This is a genomic window from Pseudoalteromonas sp. NSLLW24, from assembly GCF_015864725.1.
Lineage (GTDB): Bacteria > Pseudomonadota > Gammaproteobacteria > Enterobacterales > Alteromonadaceae > Pseudoalteromonas > Pseudoalteromonas arctica.
In genome coordinates this window covers 264,224-280,628 of the sequence record NZ_JADYWQ010000004.1, presented here as the reverse complement: position 1 = coordinate 280,628, position 16,405 = coordinate 264,224, and the positions used below count along the sequence as shown (strand labels likewise).

The window sequence follows — 16,405 nt, the reverse complement described above, 5'->3', positions numbered from 1 at the left end:
AAGCAATTGCTTACTCCCGTTTTTTACTGTTAGGAGGTTTAACTTGACTAAATCCGCTCTGTTAGTCCTAGAAGACGGCACAGTGTTTCGCGGTACTGCAATCGGCGCTGACGGCATGTCAGTCGGTGAAGTAGTATTCAATACGTCTATGACTGGTTATCAAGAAATTTTGACTGATCCATCATACGCGGAACAAATCGTAACTTTGACGTACCCACATATCGGTAATACGGGTACCAACAGCGAAGACGAAGAAGCGAATCAAATTTGGGCTAAAGGCCTAGTGATCCGTGATTTGCCACTGCTAGCGAGTAATTTTCGTAACGAGCAATCGTTAGATGATTACTTAAAAGAACGTAATATTTTAGGTATTGCGGACATCGACACCAGAAAGTTAACTCGAATTTTGCGTGATAAAGGCGCACAAAACGGGTGTATTATTGCTGGCGACGAGCTAGACGAAAATAAAGCGCTACAAGCCGCGCAAGCCTTCCCAGGTTTAAAAGGTATGGATTTAGCAAAAGTTGTCTCAACCAAGGAAAATTTTGAGTGGCGCGAATCAAGCTGGACATTAGGCGAAGGATTTAAAACCCTTGATGCTGCTGATGAAAAGTTTCATGTTGTTGCCTACGACTTCGGTGTAAAGCGTAATATTTTACGTATGCTTGTAGACCGTGGCTGTAAACTTACAGTAGTACCAGCGCAAACCTCTGCCGCTGACGTACTGGCTTTAAACCCTGATGGTATCTTCCTATCTAATGGCCCTGGCGATCCTGAGCCATGTACTTACGCTATTGATGCAATTAAAACCTTTTTAGAAACCGACACACCTATTTTTGGTATCTGTTTAGGTCATCAGTTATTAGCCCTTGCCTCAGGTGCTAAAACAGAAAAAATGAAATTTGGCCACCACGGCGCTAACCACCCAGTTAAAGACCTAGACCGCGATGTAGTTATGATCACAGCTCAAAACCATGGTTTTGCAGCTCAAGAGTCAAGCCTGCCAAGTACGCTTCGCGCTACGCACAAATCGTTATTTGACGGAACGCTTCAAGGTATTCATCGTACAGATAAACCTGCGTTTAGCTTCCAGGGTCACCCTGAAGCAAGCCCTGGTCCGCACGATGCAGCCCCATTATTTGACCACTTCATCGATTTGATGCAAGCGCGTAAACACTAATTTAACTGGAGTAATAATGCCAAAACGTACCGACATAAAAAGCATTCTTATCTTAGGCGCAGGCCCAATTGTAATTGGTCAAGCTTGTGAATTTGACTACTCTGGTGCTCAAGCGTGTAAAGCACTTAGAGAAGAAGGCTACAGAGTTATATTAGTTAACTCAAACCCTGCAACTATCATGACCGACCCTGATATGGCTGATGCAACATACATCGAACCAATTCACTGGGAAGTGGTAGAAAAAATTATTGAAAAAGAAAAGCCAGATGCAGTACTGCCTACAATGGGTGGTCAAACGGCATTAAACTGTGCGCTTGAACTAGACAAGCACGGCGTATTGGCTAAGCACGGCGTTGAACTCATTGGTGCAACCGCTGATGCAATCGACAAAGCAGAAAACCGTGAACGCTTTGACGTAGCAATGAAAAATATTGGTCTTGAATGTCCTCGTGCTGAGATTGCTCACTCTATGGATGAAGCCAAAGACATCATAACGCGCATTGGTTTACCATGTATTATCAGGCCTTCTTTTACTATGGGCGGCACCGGCGGCGGTGTGGCGTATAATTTAGAAGAGTTTGAAGAAATTTGTGAACGAGGCTTAGATTTATCGCCAACGAACGAATTACTAATTGATGAATCACTGATTGGTTGGAAAGAGTACGAAACAGAAGTTGTACGTGATAAAAACGACAACTGTATTATTGTTTGTACCATTGAAAACTTTGACCCTATGGGTGTTCACACTGGCGATTCAATCACCGTTGCACCAGCGCAAACGCTAACCGACAAAGAATACCAAATTATGCGTAACGCCTCTATGGCAGTATTACGTGAAATTGGTGTAGAAACTGGCGGATCTAACGTGCAGTTTGGTATTAATCCTGAAGATGGCCGTATGGTTATCATTGAGATGAACCCACGTGTATCACGTTCATCTGCATTAGCATCAAAAGCAACGGGTTTCCCAATTGCTAAAATTGCAGCAAAACTAGCAGTAGGTTATACGCTTGACGAGCTTCAAAACGACATTACTGGTGGCAAAACTCCCGCGTCTTTTGAGCCTTCAATCGATTACGTTGTTACAAAAATTCCTCGCTTTAACTTTGAAAAATTTGCCGGTGCAAACGACCGTTTAACTACGCAAATGAAATCAGTTGGCGAAGTAATGGCAATTGGTCGTAACCAACAAGAATCATTACACAAAGCATTACGTGGTCTTGAAGTGGGTGCAACGGGATTTAACCCGATAGTTGCGCTTGATGATCCTAAAGCAAAAGAAAAAATAATTCGTGAACTACGCGAGCCAGGCGCTGAGCGTATTTGGTACATTGCTGATGCAATGCGCCATGGTATGAGCGTTGATGATGTTTACGAACTGACTAAAGTTAACCGCTGGTTCTTAGTACAAATAGAAGACATTTTAAAAGACGAAGCAAAAATAGCGAAAGTAGGCATGGCGGGTTTAAATGCTGACTTCCTACGTAAACTAAAACGCAAAGGCTTTGCAGATCCGCGTATAGCAGAAATTGCAGGTGTATCTGAAGCTGAAATTCGTAAAAAACGTCATTTATTAAACATCGTGCCAGTATACAAACGTGTTGATACGTGTGCTGCAGAATTTAGCTCAGACACTGCTTACATGTACTCAACCTACGATGAAGAGTGTGAAGCTAACCCAACCGATCGTGATAAAATCATGGTTATTGGTGGTGGTCCAAACCGTATCGGTCAAGGTATTGAGTTTGATTACTGTTGTGTACATGCCTCGCTTGCACTTCGCGAAGACGGTTACGAAACTATTATGGTTAACTGTAACCCTGAAACGGTATCTACCGATTACGATACATCTGACAGGTTATACTTTGAACCAATTACGCTTGAAGACGTACTCGAAATCGTACGTGTTGAAAAGCCAAAAGGCGTTATCGTACAGTACGGTGGTCAAACACCACTTAAGCTAGCGCGTGAGCTTGAAGCCAATGGCGTACCAGTGATTGGTACTTCACCTGATGCGATTGACCGTGCAGAAGACCGCGAACGTTTCCAACAACTTGTTGAGCGTTTAAACTTACTTCAGCCAGAAAATGCAACAGTAACTTCAACCGAAGAAGCCTTACTTAAGTCAGTTGAAATTGGCTTCCCATTAGTTGTACGCCCGTCGTACGTACTAGGTGGTCGTGCAATGGAAATTGTATACGACGAAGATGATTTACGTCGCTACATGACCGAAGCTGTACAAGCATCAAACGAAGCACCTGTATTACTGGACCGTTTTTTAGATAACGCGATTGAAGTTGACGTTGACGCAATTTGCGACGGCGAGCAAGTAATTATCGGCGGTATCATGGAGCACATTGAGCAAGCGGGTGTTCACTCGGGTGACTCAGCCTGTTCATTACCAGCACATTCTTTATCACAAGAAGTGCAAGATGTAATGCGCAAGCAAGTAACCGACATGGCGCTTGAACTTGGTGTTGTTGGCTTGATGAATACACAGTTTGCAGTAAAAGAAGACAAAGTGTACTTAATCGAAGTTAACCCGCGTGCTGCACGTACTGTACCGTTTGTATCAAAAGCAACCGGTGTGGCGCTTGCAAAAGTAGCTGCACGTTGTATGGCTGGGCAGTCTTTAGCGAGCCAAGGTATTACTAAAGAAGTGATCCCTCCTTACTACAGCGTTAAAGAAGTTGTTTTACCATTTGCTAAGTTTCAGGGTGTGGATCCAATCCGTGGTCCTGAGATGCGTTCAACAGGTGAAGTGATGGGTGTTGGTGATACTTTCGCCGAAGCATTCGCAAAAGCACAATTAGGTGCAAGCAACACTTTACCACGCGGTGGTCGCGCGCTATTATCTGTTCGTAATAGCGATAAGCCACGTATTGTTGAATTAGCCAAAATCATGACCGACTTAGGTTTTGAACTTGACGCAACTGGTGGCACGGCACAAGCTCTTGAAGAAGCTGGCATTGAAGTACGACGTGTAAACAAAGTATATGAAGGCCGCCCGCATATTCTTGATTATATCAAGAATAAAGAGTACAGCTATATCGTTAATACCACCGAAGGTCGCCAAGCGATCGAAGATTCGAAGGTGTTACGTCGTGGTGCATTGCAAAATAAAACCAACTATACGACAACCTTGAACGCGGCATTCGCTAACTGTACTGCTAATAAAGCAGATGACCGCAGCAAAGTGACGTCAGTTCAAGAGCTACATCTGCGATTGAACTAAGGAAATGTGCCAAGGCCAACTAGGGCCTTGGTGTTAAGTGAGAAAAGTATGCAATCAATTCCGATGACAGTTCGTGGCGCAGATTTACTGCGTAAAGAGCTTAACGAATTAAAAACAGTTACCCGTCCTAAAATCGTAAGTGATATTGCGGTTGCACGTGAACATGGTGACTTAAAAGAAAACGCTGAATACCACGCTGCGCGTGAGCAACAGGGTTTTTGTGAAGGGCGTATTCAAGAAATTGAAGCTAAACTTTCAAATGTTCAAATTATCGACGTAACTAAAATGCCAAATACCGGTAGAGTTATTTTTGGCACTACGGTAACTATTGTAAATATAGAAACCGATGCTGAAGTAAAATACCGTATTGTGGGCGATGACGAAGCAAATATTAAAAACAACTTAATATCTGTTAACTCACCGATTGCACGTGGCTTAATTGGTAAACAAATGGACGACGCAGTGTCTATTCAAACGCCAAAAGGTATTGTTGAGTTCGAAATCATTGAAGTTGAGTATCTTTAACGCATAACTCACTTTAACGTTTTTAAATAAAAACCGATGTAATTACATCGGTTTTTTTATGTCTGTAATTTAACCTTTAATGGTAGGCGCGTTTGTACAGTATTCATGTTCTATAAATATGGTCTATGTTGGTATAGTAGGTACTTATATCAATTTACTAAAAACATGAGCATTTAGCGCATCAAATAACTCGCTGATTTAATGTAATTGGTATTAACGTATTCTCTAAAAAGGAAAATATATGCCTAATATACTTTACCCAGCGCCTTTAAAAGTAGGATCAAAAATAGCAATTTGTTCACTTTCATCAGGCCTTAAAGAAAAGTACCATGCACGGTTAGACATTGTTATTAATGGATTAAAACATCGAGGGTATGATGTTGTTGAAGGAGAGTTTTTACGTCAAAGCAAACCGCATGGACAGCTTAACGCTAAAGCGCATGCTCAGCAGTTAATGGGTTTTTTATTAGATGACCAGATAGATGCAATTATGCCACCATTTGGTGGCGAGCTTGCAATGGAAATACTGCCCCTACTTGATTTTAATGCAATTAAAGAAGCAAAGCCTAAATGGTTAGTTGGGTTCTCTGATGTAAGCACCATTGCATGCGCACTCACGGCAAAATGCCAATGGGCAACACTACACAGCGCTAATCTTATGCAGTTACATCCTGACGAAAAAAGTCCTTATTGCCTGCAAATATTTGAAACACTAAGTTATGAAGCAGGTAGCAAATTTGAGCAAGCACCGTCATCGCATTATCAAAAAAATAGACCTGATTACGTACAAAACCCAAATGCATTGTTTGAACACACAGAAGTTACTCAGTGGCAGTGTTTAAATTACTTTGATGCACGCACTATTGAAATGTCGGGTCGCTTATTTGGTGGCTGTTTAGATACAGTTGGCTTATTACTCGACTCTCCATTTTTGGCACTACATGAATTTAAAAAACACAGTGCACCCGAAGGGCTTATTTTATACCTAGAAAACTCAGAGCTGACGCCAACAACCGTTGCACGGTTTTTACTTTCATTAAAATTGGCAGGTATATTTGACGATATAAACGGTATTATTATTGGTCGCAGCGTGATCACTCAAGGTCAAGATGCTTCTTTTGATTACCGCCACGCGCTTGATGTTGCACTAGGTGGGTGTTTATTTCCTGTGATTATTGATGCCGATATTGGTCATGCTCCACCTAACTTAAATTTAGTAAACGGCGCTACTTGTACAATCACCGCTGACATAAATGAAGGTAAAGTAGTCAAAGCCTCATTAAATACCGAGCTTTGTTAGAAGTTTATTCACTTACCTTTGATAAGTAATTAAGTTAAAGGGTATAATAAGCCCGCTTTTATAGCGCTTTAGTTATAAAAGTACATTCTCAGGGCGGGGCGAAATTCCCCACCGGCGGTATGTCTAATGTTATTTATAACTTAGACGAGCCCGCGAGCGCTTTATTTAACTTATTTTTTAACTAGGTTCAGTAAAGGTCAAGCAGATCTGGTGAGATGCCAGAGCCGACGGTTACAGTCCGGATGAAAGAGAATATGGCTTATTATACTAATATCAATTTTATTAAAGATACGATCATTGTATCGCGTTAAGTGAGCTATTTTTCTAGCGTTATAATAGGTCACTAATTTAATGCCGTTGGTATAACAGTGTGCGCTGCTTTTTGCTGCGTGCTTTTTGTTATTTTATTTAAGCTATTTTGGTAGTGATCGTTTTAAATTTAAAGCGATATATTACTGATCCTTTCACAGTCCTGAATCTATTATTTTTTATTTGGAATATAATGATGATTCAGTCTCTACTTACTCAATTCGGCGAAAGCCATATCCGCGTACAAAGCGCAATTGCTGCACTACAGCAAGGGCAAGGCGTACTTGTTGTTGATGATGAAAACCGTGAAAATGAAGGCGACTTTGTATTTTCAGCTGAGCATTTAACTACTTCTCAAATGGCCGAAATGATCCGCGAAGGCAGCGGTATTGTTTGCTTATGCATGGGGGAGGAGCGCATTAAACAGCTCGACTTACCGCAAATGGTAACCCACAACACAAGTCAAAATAACACCGCTTATACAGTCACTATTGAAGCTAAGCATGGCGTTACAACAGGCGTGTCTGCTGCTGATAGAGTAACTACTATAAAAGCAGCGACAGGCGATAACGCTAAACCAAGTGATTTATCGCGCCCAGGGCATGTATTTGGTTTAAAAGCACAAACGGGTGGAGTATTAGTTCGTCGTGGTCATACCGAAGCATCCGTTGATTTAATGCAGCTTGCCGGCTTAAAACCATTTGGCGTAATTTGCGAACTAACAAATCCAGATGGTTCAATGGCGCGCTTACCTGAGGTGAGTGATTATGCTAATAAACACAATATGACTGTGGTTTCTATTGAGGATTTAGTGCAATACATTCAGGCTGCGCAGCTTCAAGTAAGTTAAACTGCTTTAAAGCAAAAAACCACTTATTTAAATAAGTGGTTTTTTAATATTGTTATCATTTAAGTTTATAACGTATTACTTATAAAACCTGAATAACTTGCTCTTTTGCCAAGCGAGATTTAGGTAATTTAGCATTATAGTCTTCTGCGCTATCGTGATAGCCAAGTACTAATGCTACGTCGCACACGTAACCATCAAGTTCTTTTTCAAAAACTTCGCCAATCAGCTCGGCATCTACGCCTTCCATTGGAGTAGAGTCAATACCTAAGCGTGCAGCTGCATGCATAGTGTTACCCAGTGCAATGTAAGTTTGTGCTTTAGTCCACTCTTCATTATTGCCTTGCTCATCAGTATTCATATCAACAAACGCGTAAGCACCAAAAGCTTGTTCGCGATTTTCTGCTTTAGTACGACCATTTTTAATATCTGCATCAATGATTTGTGCGTAATCATCGCGGGTATATTTAGGGTTGTGAGCAAATAATATTATATGCGAAGCTGTTTTAATGTGTGGCTGGTTAAACGCAAATTTATTAGCAAATGTACTATGCATACGCTCTTTAGCCTCATCTGATTCAATTACGATGAATTTCCAAGGCTGCGAGTTAATAGATGAAGGAGACAGGCGCATAGCTTCGTAAATAACGGCTAAATCGTCTTGAGATACACGTTTCGTTGCATCATAACGTTTTGCTGTGTAGCGCTTTTCTAAGTCATTAATAATAGGGTGAGTCATTAGTTTTTCCATTGAGTAGGTGTTTTACCAGTATTTACTATGTTGAGTCAGTTTTAGTAAAAACAAACCCTTTTAAAAATTTATTACAAAAATAATATCGTGCTTTTAAATCACTCTACTTACTTTATACAATCGATATATCTACGTAACGTAAGGCTTATCAATATAGCTATGTGCGGATAGTAGAGGATTATTACAATATGATAAACAGGTATATGGTTGAATCATTATCAAATATTATTAGGTAATAGTTTCTTTAATAAATATAAATACAGCAAAAGCCACCCCGAAATATTGGCTGGAGACGCCAATTGCATTGGCGCCTTTAATCAATTCAGGTATAAATAAGGCGTGTAATATTTATAGAATTAAAAACCTTCCAACACTATTTTGCCAATAGAGCGACCTTCTTCAAGTTCTGTGTGTGCAATACGCAGGTTAGCCGCATTTATAGTGCCTAAGTTTTTACCAATTGTGGTTTGAATGTAGCCTTGGTCAATCAAATCGGCAACATGATTTAATAACTTACTTTGCTCAATTAAATCTTTGGCATTAAACATTGAACGGGCAAACATAAATTCCCAATGTAGAGATAAACTCTTCATTTTTAATTTGCTAACATCTAATGACTCAGGATCGTCAATCATTGCAATTTTACCAAATGGTGCAAGTACCTCTGTATACGCTTCAAAGTAAGTATCAGTACTATGCAGGCTTGCTACATGTGTTACCGAGCCAATGTTTAACGCGTCAATTTGAGCAGGTAATGGTTTTGTATGGTCAACGACATAATCTGCGCCTAGTTTTTTAACCCATGCTTGAGAGCTTTCGCGCGATGCAGTGGCAATCACCGTTGCGCCAGTAATCGCTTTAGCAAGTTGAATAAAAATAGAGCCAACGCCGCCTGCGGCACCTGTTACTAAAATAACCTCTTCTGATTTTGTTGTTGCATCAGCAGCTTGTTTTACAATGTTTAAATGCTCAAATAATAATTCGTACGCTGTTATTGCAGTAAGGGGTAATGCAGCCGCTTCAGCATCGTTTAAGCTCTGCGGTTTAAATCCTACAATGCGCTCATCCACTAATTGAAATTCTGCATTACTACCTGGGCGAGTAATGTCACCTGCGTAATAAACCGCATCACCGAGTTTAAATGCCGTTACAGCATCGCCGATTGCAACAACTTCACCAACTGCATCCCAACCAATAACTTTTACTTCACCCTCAGCAGGGGGCATAGATGCACGCACTTTGTAATCTGCTGGGTTAACTGCAATTGCTTTAACTTTAATTAATAAGTCGCGACCTGTTGCAACTGGCTGTGGTAATTCAACATCAATTAACGATTCAGGATTAGAAACAGGAAGAGATTTTTTATAACCAATGGCTTTCATAATAAATGTCCTAATTTGTTTACGTATAAGGTGCAAGCCATGCTTTGGCTAGCTGATGGATATATAGTAGACCTTGCTTTAATGTAGATAAACCGCATAATCGTTGAATCATTATCAAATATAAATAGATAATATGAACATAGAAGATTTAAAACTTATTTTAAAAGTAGCTGAGTTTAGAAGTATTACGCTAGCAGCTGCTAAGTTAGATATGCGTACAGCCACAGCAAGCGCCGCTATTAAACGCGTGGAGTTAGCGCTTGGTAGCGAGCTGTTTGTTCGTACCACACGTCATTTGAGATTGTCGGCTGCTGGGGAGCGCTACATACCACAATGTGAGCAGGCTTTAGCAGTACTTGAGCTTGCAAAGCAAAACCTTAAAGGTGAACATGACGAAATCGAAGGGGAGTTACGTGTTGCACTTTCATCTGACTTGGGGCGCAATTTAGTGATCCCATGGATTGATGAACTCATGGATAGTTATCCTAAATTAAGCCTCAGAACCCATATAAGTGATAGTAATATCGACTTTTATCGTGACTCAGTTGATATAGCACTTCGTTATGGCTCGCCTAATGATGCTAGCGTTTATGGTTTTAAAATTTGTAACGTACCGCGCTTATTATGTGCAACTCACGAATACCTCTTACAAAACGGGACTCCCGTGCATCCTGATGATTTAGCGTCGCATCAAGGTTTGTTTTATCAGTTGCAGGATATTATAAATAATACGTGGGAATTCACCGATGGTGAATCAAAATATAAAGTTAAAATGGATGGCAGGCGCGCCTCAAACGATGGCGATTTAGTCAGGCGCTGGTGCGTTGCGGGTAAGGGCTTAGCTGTAAAGTCGGCTCTTGATATGGCTGATGATTTACTCAATGACAGGGTGGTTACTGTAATGCCAAATTATCAACATGTTAATGGTGAACTTTGGCTTATTTGCCCAAGTAGGCAGTCAATAACCCCTGCGGTGCGTTTACTACGTGATGTATGCAGAGCAAAATCCCAAGCTATTTTGCAGCAGTTGGTCAATAAAGGAATTATTGATAAAAGCGTACTGAGCTAATTAAGGAAGAGTTATGCAAGTTGATGATATTAGAATTTTTATTCCCTGTAAAAATTATGAGCAATCTCAGCGCTTTTATAAAGCGCTTGGATTTAAGATTGAAGATGCCTCAAATGATTTATGCGTGTGTACTTTTGGCGAATGTACGTTATTTTTACAGCGTTATTATAATAAAACGTTTGCTGAAAACTTAATGCTGCAACTTTGTGTGTTAAATATAGATGAAGCATACGAACTCATTAGTAATTTAAACGGTTTTGATATCCGCTTTGAGGGTATAAAACGAGGGCGTGTTGAACTTTATGGATTGAAATTTGTTCAATCTAGGGGCGATTTAATCGCGGCGCAGGGTTTGTAACCTAGTGGGCTAAGTAAAAACCGAGCAACAAAGAGTCAATCGCCCCTAGAAAGAACCCAAAGGGCAGCGTATGTTTGGTCTTTATGCTACGTTATCGCCTATGTATGGGGAACAACCACATATCATAGGCTCTGCCTTGCCTAAATACCAAACACACAGCTGCAAATTCAACCACCAAAGGTCAACACGCCCTAGACCCTTGGGGTAGCGTTATTTACTTATGGGGACCATCGGGTGAGCTTTGGCACGTAACTGAATTAAATTAAAAATAAAAAGGAATAAATGTGAGATTTAATAAATATATAATCATTTTTATGGCGACCTTACTTGCTTCTTGTAGTTCGTTTGTGAGTAACAATACAGGTAAAAATACGCAATCTAGTAGCTTAATGGATTTCTTATATCCTGATCAACAAAGTCGCTCTACCTATAAACCTGAAATACCTGTTTTAAAACTCCCTGTTACTGTTGGAATTGCATTTGTACCGTCTAAAAACTGGCAGTCAGACGGGTTAGAGACCCAAAACCAAGTCGAGTTACTCGAAAAAGTAAAAAAGTCATTTCTACAATATGATTACATTGACCGCATTGAAGTTATACCAAGTACCTATTTAAAAGGGGGTGAAGGCTTCGCAACACTCGAGCAAGTCGGGAGGCTTTACGATGTAGATGTAATGGCACTGGTTTCATATGATCAAGTTACGCAATCTTATGAAAATAATGCAGCCTTACTTTATTGGACAATAGTGGGTATGTACGTTATTCCAGGTAATGAAAATACAATTCAAACCTTTGTGGATACAGCTGTTTTTGATATTAAAAGTAGAAAAATGCTATTTAGAGCACCAGGTATAAGTAAACTTGAAAAAAGAACAACAGCAATAGGTATTGATGAAACGTTATCTGAAAAGTCGGCTGAAGGTTTTAATCTAGCGGTTAGTGATATGAGTACTAATTTAGATGCAGAACTAGCAAGGTTTAAAACACGTGTTAAAGAAGAAAAAATTGCAAAAGTCGAAAATAAAGATGGCTCTAGTAGCGGTGGCTCTTTGAGTATTTATTTACTCGTTTTGTTGTCGTTATTAGTTATGCGTAGCAAAAAAATTTAAAGTTGATAAAAAACTAAGTATTTTTAATAATGCCACCGGCTTAGAGCTGGTGGCATTATTTTTTATTCGCTAACTTAGCTTTTTATTAAAAAACTCAACGGTACGTTGCCATGCAAGCTCGGCATTGTCTTTATCATATCGACCTGTAGAGTCGTTATGAAATCCATGATTTGCCCCTTTATACATATGCATAGTGTATTCAACATTATTAGCTTTTAAGTCTTGTTCGTACTCTGGCCACGACGCGTTTACACGTTTATCCAGCTCGCCTAATTGAATCATTAACGGTGCTTTAATATTTTTACGTAAACTTTCACTGGCAGGAGTGCCGTAAAAAGGTACGCCGGCACTGAGTAAGTTGCTATCTACTGCTGCTAAATAATTAACAATGTAGCCACCAAAACAAAAACCGACAGCGCCTAACTTACCGTTACTGTTAGCATGCGATTTTAAAAAGTGCGCTGCGGCAACAAAATCGTTTTGAATTTTAGCGCGATCCATGGTTTTTTGCATAGCGCGTCCTTCATCATCATTACCAGGGTAGCCACCCAGTGGAAATAGCGCATCGGGTGCAAATGCAATAAAGCCTACCTTCGCTAAGCGTCTTGCTACATCCTTTACGTATGGGTTTAATCCACGGTTTTCGTGTATCACAAGAACAACAGGAAGCTTACCTTCTATGTTTTTAGGGGTTGCTAAGTAACCTTTGCCTTTACCGTGCCCGTCTGGCGAATCGAATTCTTCGTATGTTGCTTTAATATCATCGTCATTAAACGATACTTGTTCAGCAAGTGCATAGTTAGGTAATAATGCTGATGTAAGTACAGCCATCGAAAAGCCAAGAGCAGCAAGGCCACCGAGTTTTTTCATAAAAGTACGTCGGTCCATTAAACCGTGGGCGTATTCGTCATACCAATCAAAGGCTTCTTGAGGAATGTGATCAGAGGGAGATGTATTCATGGCTGTTCCTTAACTTTATTATGTCTATTTATTATTTAAATACCATAACGTATTAGGGATAAAAAACGAACAATATTTCTCTCAATTATTAGGGGGGTTAATAAATCCTGCTTGTTAAACAATGGGTAGTAGAGGCAGTATTAGCAAATAGGTGAATATCATTTTTAAGCTAAAAATAAAAAGCTCGGCATAATATGCCGAGCTTTTTTGGTTGGGATGTTACTTAATTTAGCTGTGAGTAGGCGCTGGTTGGGCATCTACTAGTGGTGGCTTGCCACGCATTTTACGTACTAATCGTTTAGCATCTTCTAGTGCAACATACTGGCACGGTATAAGTATCAGTGTAATTACTGTGGCAAATAACACACCAAAAGCAAGTGATACAGCCATTGGGATAACAATTTTAGCTTGTAAACTCGTTTCAAAAATAATTGGCATTACACCAATAAAGGTAGTGATTGAGGTAAGTAATATCGCTCTAAAGCGACGAGCACCGGCTTGCATTACAGCATCCTTAATCGCAACACCTTCAGCGCGTGCTTTGTTTACAAAATCAACCATAACGAGGGAATCATTTACGACCACACCCGCTACAGCAATAATGCCAAACATCGATAAGCTACTCATGGTCATACCTAAAATCATATGCCCAAACATCGCGCCCACTACACCAAACGGAATAACCGACATTATAATAAGTGGCTGCGAGTAAGAGCGAAGCGGAATGGCTAACAAGGCAAATATAATCATCATTGATATACCAAAATCACGAAGCTGCTCTGAAGCGCTATCCATTTCTTCTTGAATGCGCCCAGCTACATCACTTGTAACGCCAGGGTAGCTTTTAAGTAATGTTGGTAAGTATTCATCACGAATTTCTTCTGCAATCGCAAATGGTTCGGCTTGGTCGGTATTTACCGCAGCCCATACGTTTACAGTACGTTTAGAGTTTTCGCGGCGAATACGGTTAACACCGTCAACAAGCTTAACTTCGGCTACTTCACTTAGCGGTACTTCAGCGCCAGTAGGTGTAATAATACGCACACTTGCGATGTCACTAATTGAGTTACGTTCGTCTTCTGGATAGCGGATCATGACTTTAATTTCTTCGCCTTCACGCAATATTCGCTGCGCTTCTAAGCCGTAGTAACTAAAGCTTACTTGCGATGCGACATCAGCAAGCGTTAATCCCATGCTATAAGCCAGTGGTTTTAAATCAAGTTGTACTTCGTCGGTAGCGCTTTGCATTGAATCGTTTACGTCGCCAACGCCTTCCATTGTTTGTAATTTGGCTTTTAATTTACCTGCCACTTCTTTTAGCTCGTCAGCATTTTTGCCTTCAAGTTTAAAGCTAACGTCGCCATCATCTCGACCGCCATTCATTATACTGTCTTGAATGGTCATGGTTTTAATGCCTGGTAGGGCGGGCATTTGCTCGCGCCATAACGCACTTAGGGCAAAGGTATCGATAGGGCGTAAATCAGGCTCTACCAAAATGGCCATAATATTTGCTTGCGTTCGTCCGCGCAGGCTTACCGATAAATCGCGGATCATCGGTTTACCGTATTGCTCTTGTAGTTGCTGATCGACCTTTAACAACACGCTTTCTATTTTACGTGCAGTTTCAAGCGTTGCTTGCTCAGATGAAGCAAGGTTCATCTCTATATCAATACGCGGAAAGTCGTGCGGTATTTTAGGGTTTGGTACAAACTTAACTAAACCACCTGCAAACATACCTGCGCTTACAATAAGCAAACACATAAAGCCAACAATTACGGTATAGCGGTAGTGAATACAGCGGCTAACAAAAGGAAGGTAGTAGTTATTCACAAAGCCTTTTAAACCACTATCAATCACCATACGTAAGCGATGTAATAGGTTTTTAGGATTTGGTTTACGCGGGTTCATTGCTGCAATATGCGCAGGTAAAATAAGTTTTGATTCAATGAGTGAAAAAATCAAACATAAAATAATCACGCCACCAATTGCCTTAGAAAAAGCAGCACCAGGGCCGGTTGCGAGTGTTTGTGGTAAAAATGCCGCAATAGTTGTTAGTACACCAAAGGTTGCTGGCATCGCAACACGTTTTACGCCGCGTACTACGTTATCAAGTGTATGGCCGTATTTTTCTATTTCGGCACTGGCTGATTCGCCCACAACTATGGCGTCATCGACAACAATTCCGAGCACAAGTATAAAGGCAAAAAGAGAGGCTAGGTTAATTGTTACGTCTAAAAAGCCAATGGGCATAAACAAAAAGGCACCTAGAAAAGACACCGGTAAGCCCATCATTACCCAAAATGCCAAGCGTAACGGTAAAAATAGTGCCAGCACTATCATTACTAACAAGCCACCCCAAATCATGTTATCGACCATCATATCGAGTCGACCTTCAAGGTAGTAAGTTAAATCAACAATAGGAGATAGCTTAACGCCTGCAGGTAAAAGTGGCTCTTTAGTTGCCATGTAGCTTTTAAGTACTTTTGCTACATCGGTAATGTCTTGATCTTTTGATGCGTTAACTTCAAACGATAATGAGTTTTTACCATTGTATTTTGAATACTGCAGGCCTTCTTCAAAGCCGTCGTTAATGGTTGCTACATCGCCTAAATAAATTTGTGCGCCATCAGCAAGGGTAATAAGGGGGAGTTTTTCAAACTCAAAGCCACGGTAGGCTTGTTTTTCAACACGCATCGAAATATAACCGTTTTCAGAGCGTATTTGCCCCGCCGACATATTGGCCGAAAAGTTTTGTACAGCGCCTGCAATATCTCTAAATGTTAAGCCGTACTCGCGTAGTTTATCGGGGCTAACTTCTATACCAATTTCGTATTCTAAACCGCCGTTAAAATTAACAAGATTTACGTGAGGCAGTGCTTGTAACTCGTCTTTAATATCGTTGCCAAGCTCTTTTAACTGGTAGTTACTCATGTCGCCATAAAGCGCGAGTATCATTACTTCTTGCTCAAATTTATCGCGGCGAACAACAGGGCGCTCCATCCCCGCAGGAAAGGTGTTTATTGAATCAACTTGTACTTTAATTTCATCAAGTACTTCTTGTGGATTGTATTGTTCTTCTATTTCAATCCACGCTTGTGAAAAACCACGGTTAGAGTAAGTAATTAGGCGTTTAATGCCTTCAATACCTTCGAGGTTTTCCTCAACTTTTATGGTTATGCCTTCTTCAACTTCTTGCGGGGCTGCACCTGGGTAAACCGCTTGTACGCTTATCCAGTTACTTTCAAACTGTGGGAACATTTGTTTGCGAATGGTCATCGCCATTAAAATACCGCCCACTAATATAAATATCATTAGTAGGTTGGCAGCAACGGGATTTCGGGCAAACCATGCTATTAACCCTGTTTCACGAGTGTTCATGA

The 16,405-nt window shown here is 40.5% G+C and carries 12 protein-coding genes and 1 riboswitch; of the genes, 8 read left to right on the top strand and 4 right to left on the bottom strand.

Going from position 1 to position 16,405, the window contains the following annotated elements:
* Positions 1-43 precede the first annotated feature (43 nt).
* The 5 genes from carA (at position 44) to ribB (ending at position 7,399) form a co-directional block, all read left to right on the top strand.
* Positions 44-1,180 (top strand): glutamine-hydrolyzing carbamoyl-phosphate synthase small subunit, encoded by a 1,137-nt coding sequence (gene carA, locus I6E72_RS06050; protein WP_007375827.1) that lies wholly within the window; start codon positions 44-46, stop codon positions 1,178-1,180.
* 16 nt (positions 1,181-1,196) lie between these two features.
* Positions 1,197-4,415: a carbamoyl-phosphate synthase large subunit gene (carB, locus tag I6E72_RS06045; protein ID WP_121955296.1), complete on the top strand. Its 3,219-nt coding sequence runs from the start codon at positions 1,197-1,199 to the stop codon at positions 4,413-4,415.
* Between the two features lie 48 nt (positions 4,416-4,463).
* The gene (gene greA / locus I6E72_RS06040) at positions 4,464-4,940 is read left to right on the top strand and encodes a transcription elongation factor GreA (RefSeq protein ID WP_010553419.1); all 477 of its coding nucleotides are present in this window, start codon (positions 4,464-4,466) and stop codon (positions 4,938-4,940) included.
* A gap of 241 nt (positions 4,941-5,181) precedes the next feature.
* Positions 5,182-6,240, top strand: a complete 1,059-nt coding sequence (locus I6E72_RS06035) for a S66 family peptidase (RefSeq protein WP_024607546.1) — start codon at positions 5,182-5,184, stop codon at positions 6,238-6,240.
* 80 nt (positions 6,241-6,320) lie between these two features.
* A riboswitch (FMN riboswitch) is annotated at positions 6,321-6,498 on the top strand.
* A gap of 247 nt (positions 6,499-6,745) precedes the next feature.
* Positions 6,746-7,399 carry a 3,4-dihydroxy-2-butanone-4-phosphate synthase gene (gene ribB / locus I6E72_RS06030; protein ID WP_024592672.1) on the top strand — a complete coding sequence of 218 codons (654 nt, stop codon included), beginning with the start codon at positions 6,746-6,748 and terminating at the stop codon, positions 7,397-7,399.
* 79 nt (positions 7,400-7,478) lie between these two features.
* Here the strand turns inward: ribB and I6E72_RS06025 are convergent, their stop codons facing one another.
* Together I6E72_RS06025 and I6E72_RS06020 are read right to left on the bottom strand one after the other, a co-directional pair.
* Entirely contained in the window at positions 7,479-8,135 is a 657-nt protein-coding gene (locus I6E72_RS06025; protein WP_024592671.1) for a nitroreductase family protein, read from the bottom strand.
* 368 nt (positions 8,136-8,503) lie between these two features.
* Positions 8,504-9,529, bottom strand: coding sequence for a zinc-binding alcohol dehydrogenase family protein (locus tag I6E72_RS06020; RefSeq protein ID WP_024607548.1), 1,026 nt, complete (start codon positions 9,527-9,529; stop codon positions 8,504-8,506).
* 133 nt (positions 9,530-9,662) lie between these two features.
* Between I6E72_RS06020 and I6E72_RS06015 the strand changes: the two genes are divergently transcribed.
* From I6E72_RS06015 to rhlP, 3 genes are all read left to right on the top strand, one after another.
* Positions 9,663-10,598, top strand: coding sequence for a LysR family transcriptional regulator (locus I6E72_RS06015; RefSeq protein ID WP_197111472.1), 936 nt, complete (start codon positions 9,663-9,665; stop codon positions 10,596-10,598).
* A gap of 13 nt (positions 10,599-10,611) precedes the next feature.
* Positions 10,612-10,956 (top strand): lactoylglutathione lyase, encoded by a 345-nt coding sequence (locus I6E72_RS06010; protein ID WP_231620504.1) that lies wholly within the window; start codon positions 10,612-10,614, stop codon positions 10,954-10,956.
* A 314-nt stretch (positions 10,957-11,270) separates the two neighbouring features.
* Positions 11,271-12,065 carry a rhombotarget lipoprotein gene (rhlP, locus tag I6E72_RS06005; RefSeq protein ID WP_197111522.1) on the top strand — a complete coding sequence of 265 codons (795 nt, stop codon included), beginning with the start codon at positions 11,271-11,273 and terminating at the stop codon, positions 12,063-12,065.
* Between the two features lie 69 nt (positions 12,066-12,134).
* Here rhlP and I6E72_RS06000 read toward each other — a convergent pair whose 3' ends face one another.
* Entirely contained in the window at positions 12,135-13,025 is an 891-nt protein-coding gene (locus tag I6E72_RS06000; protein ID WP_197111470.1) for a dienelactone hydrolase family protein, read from the bottom strand.
* Between the two features lie 228 nt (positions 13,026-13,253).
* Positions 13,254-16,403 carry an efflux RND transporter permease subunit gene (locus I6E72_RS05995; RefSeq protein WP_197111468.1) on the bottom strand — a complete coding sequence of 1,050 codons (3,150 nt, stop codon included), beginning with the start codon at positions 16,401-16,403 and terminating at the stop codon, positions 13,254-13,256.
* Positions 16,404-16,405 lie beyond the last annotated feature (2 nt).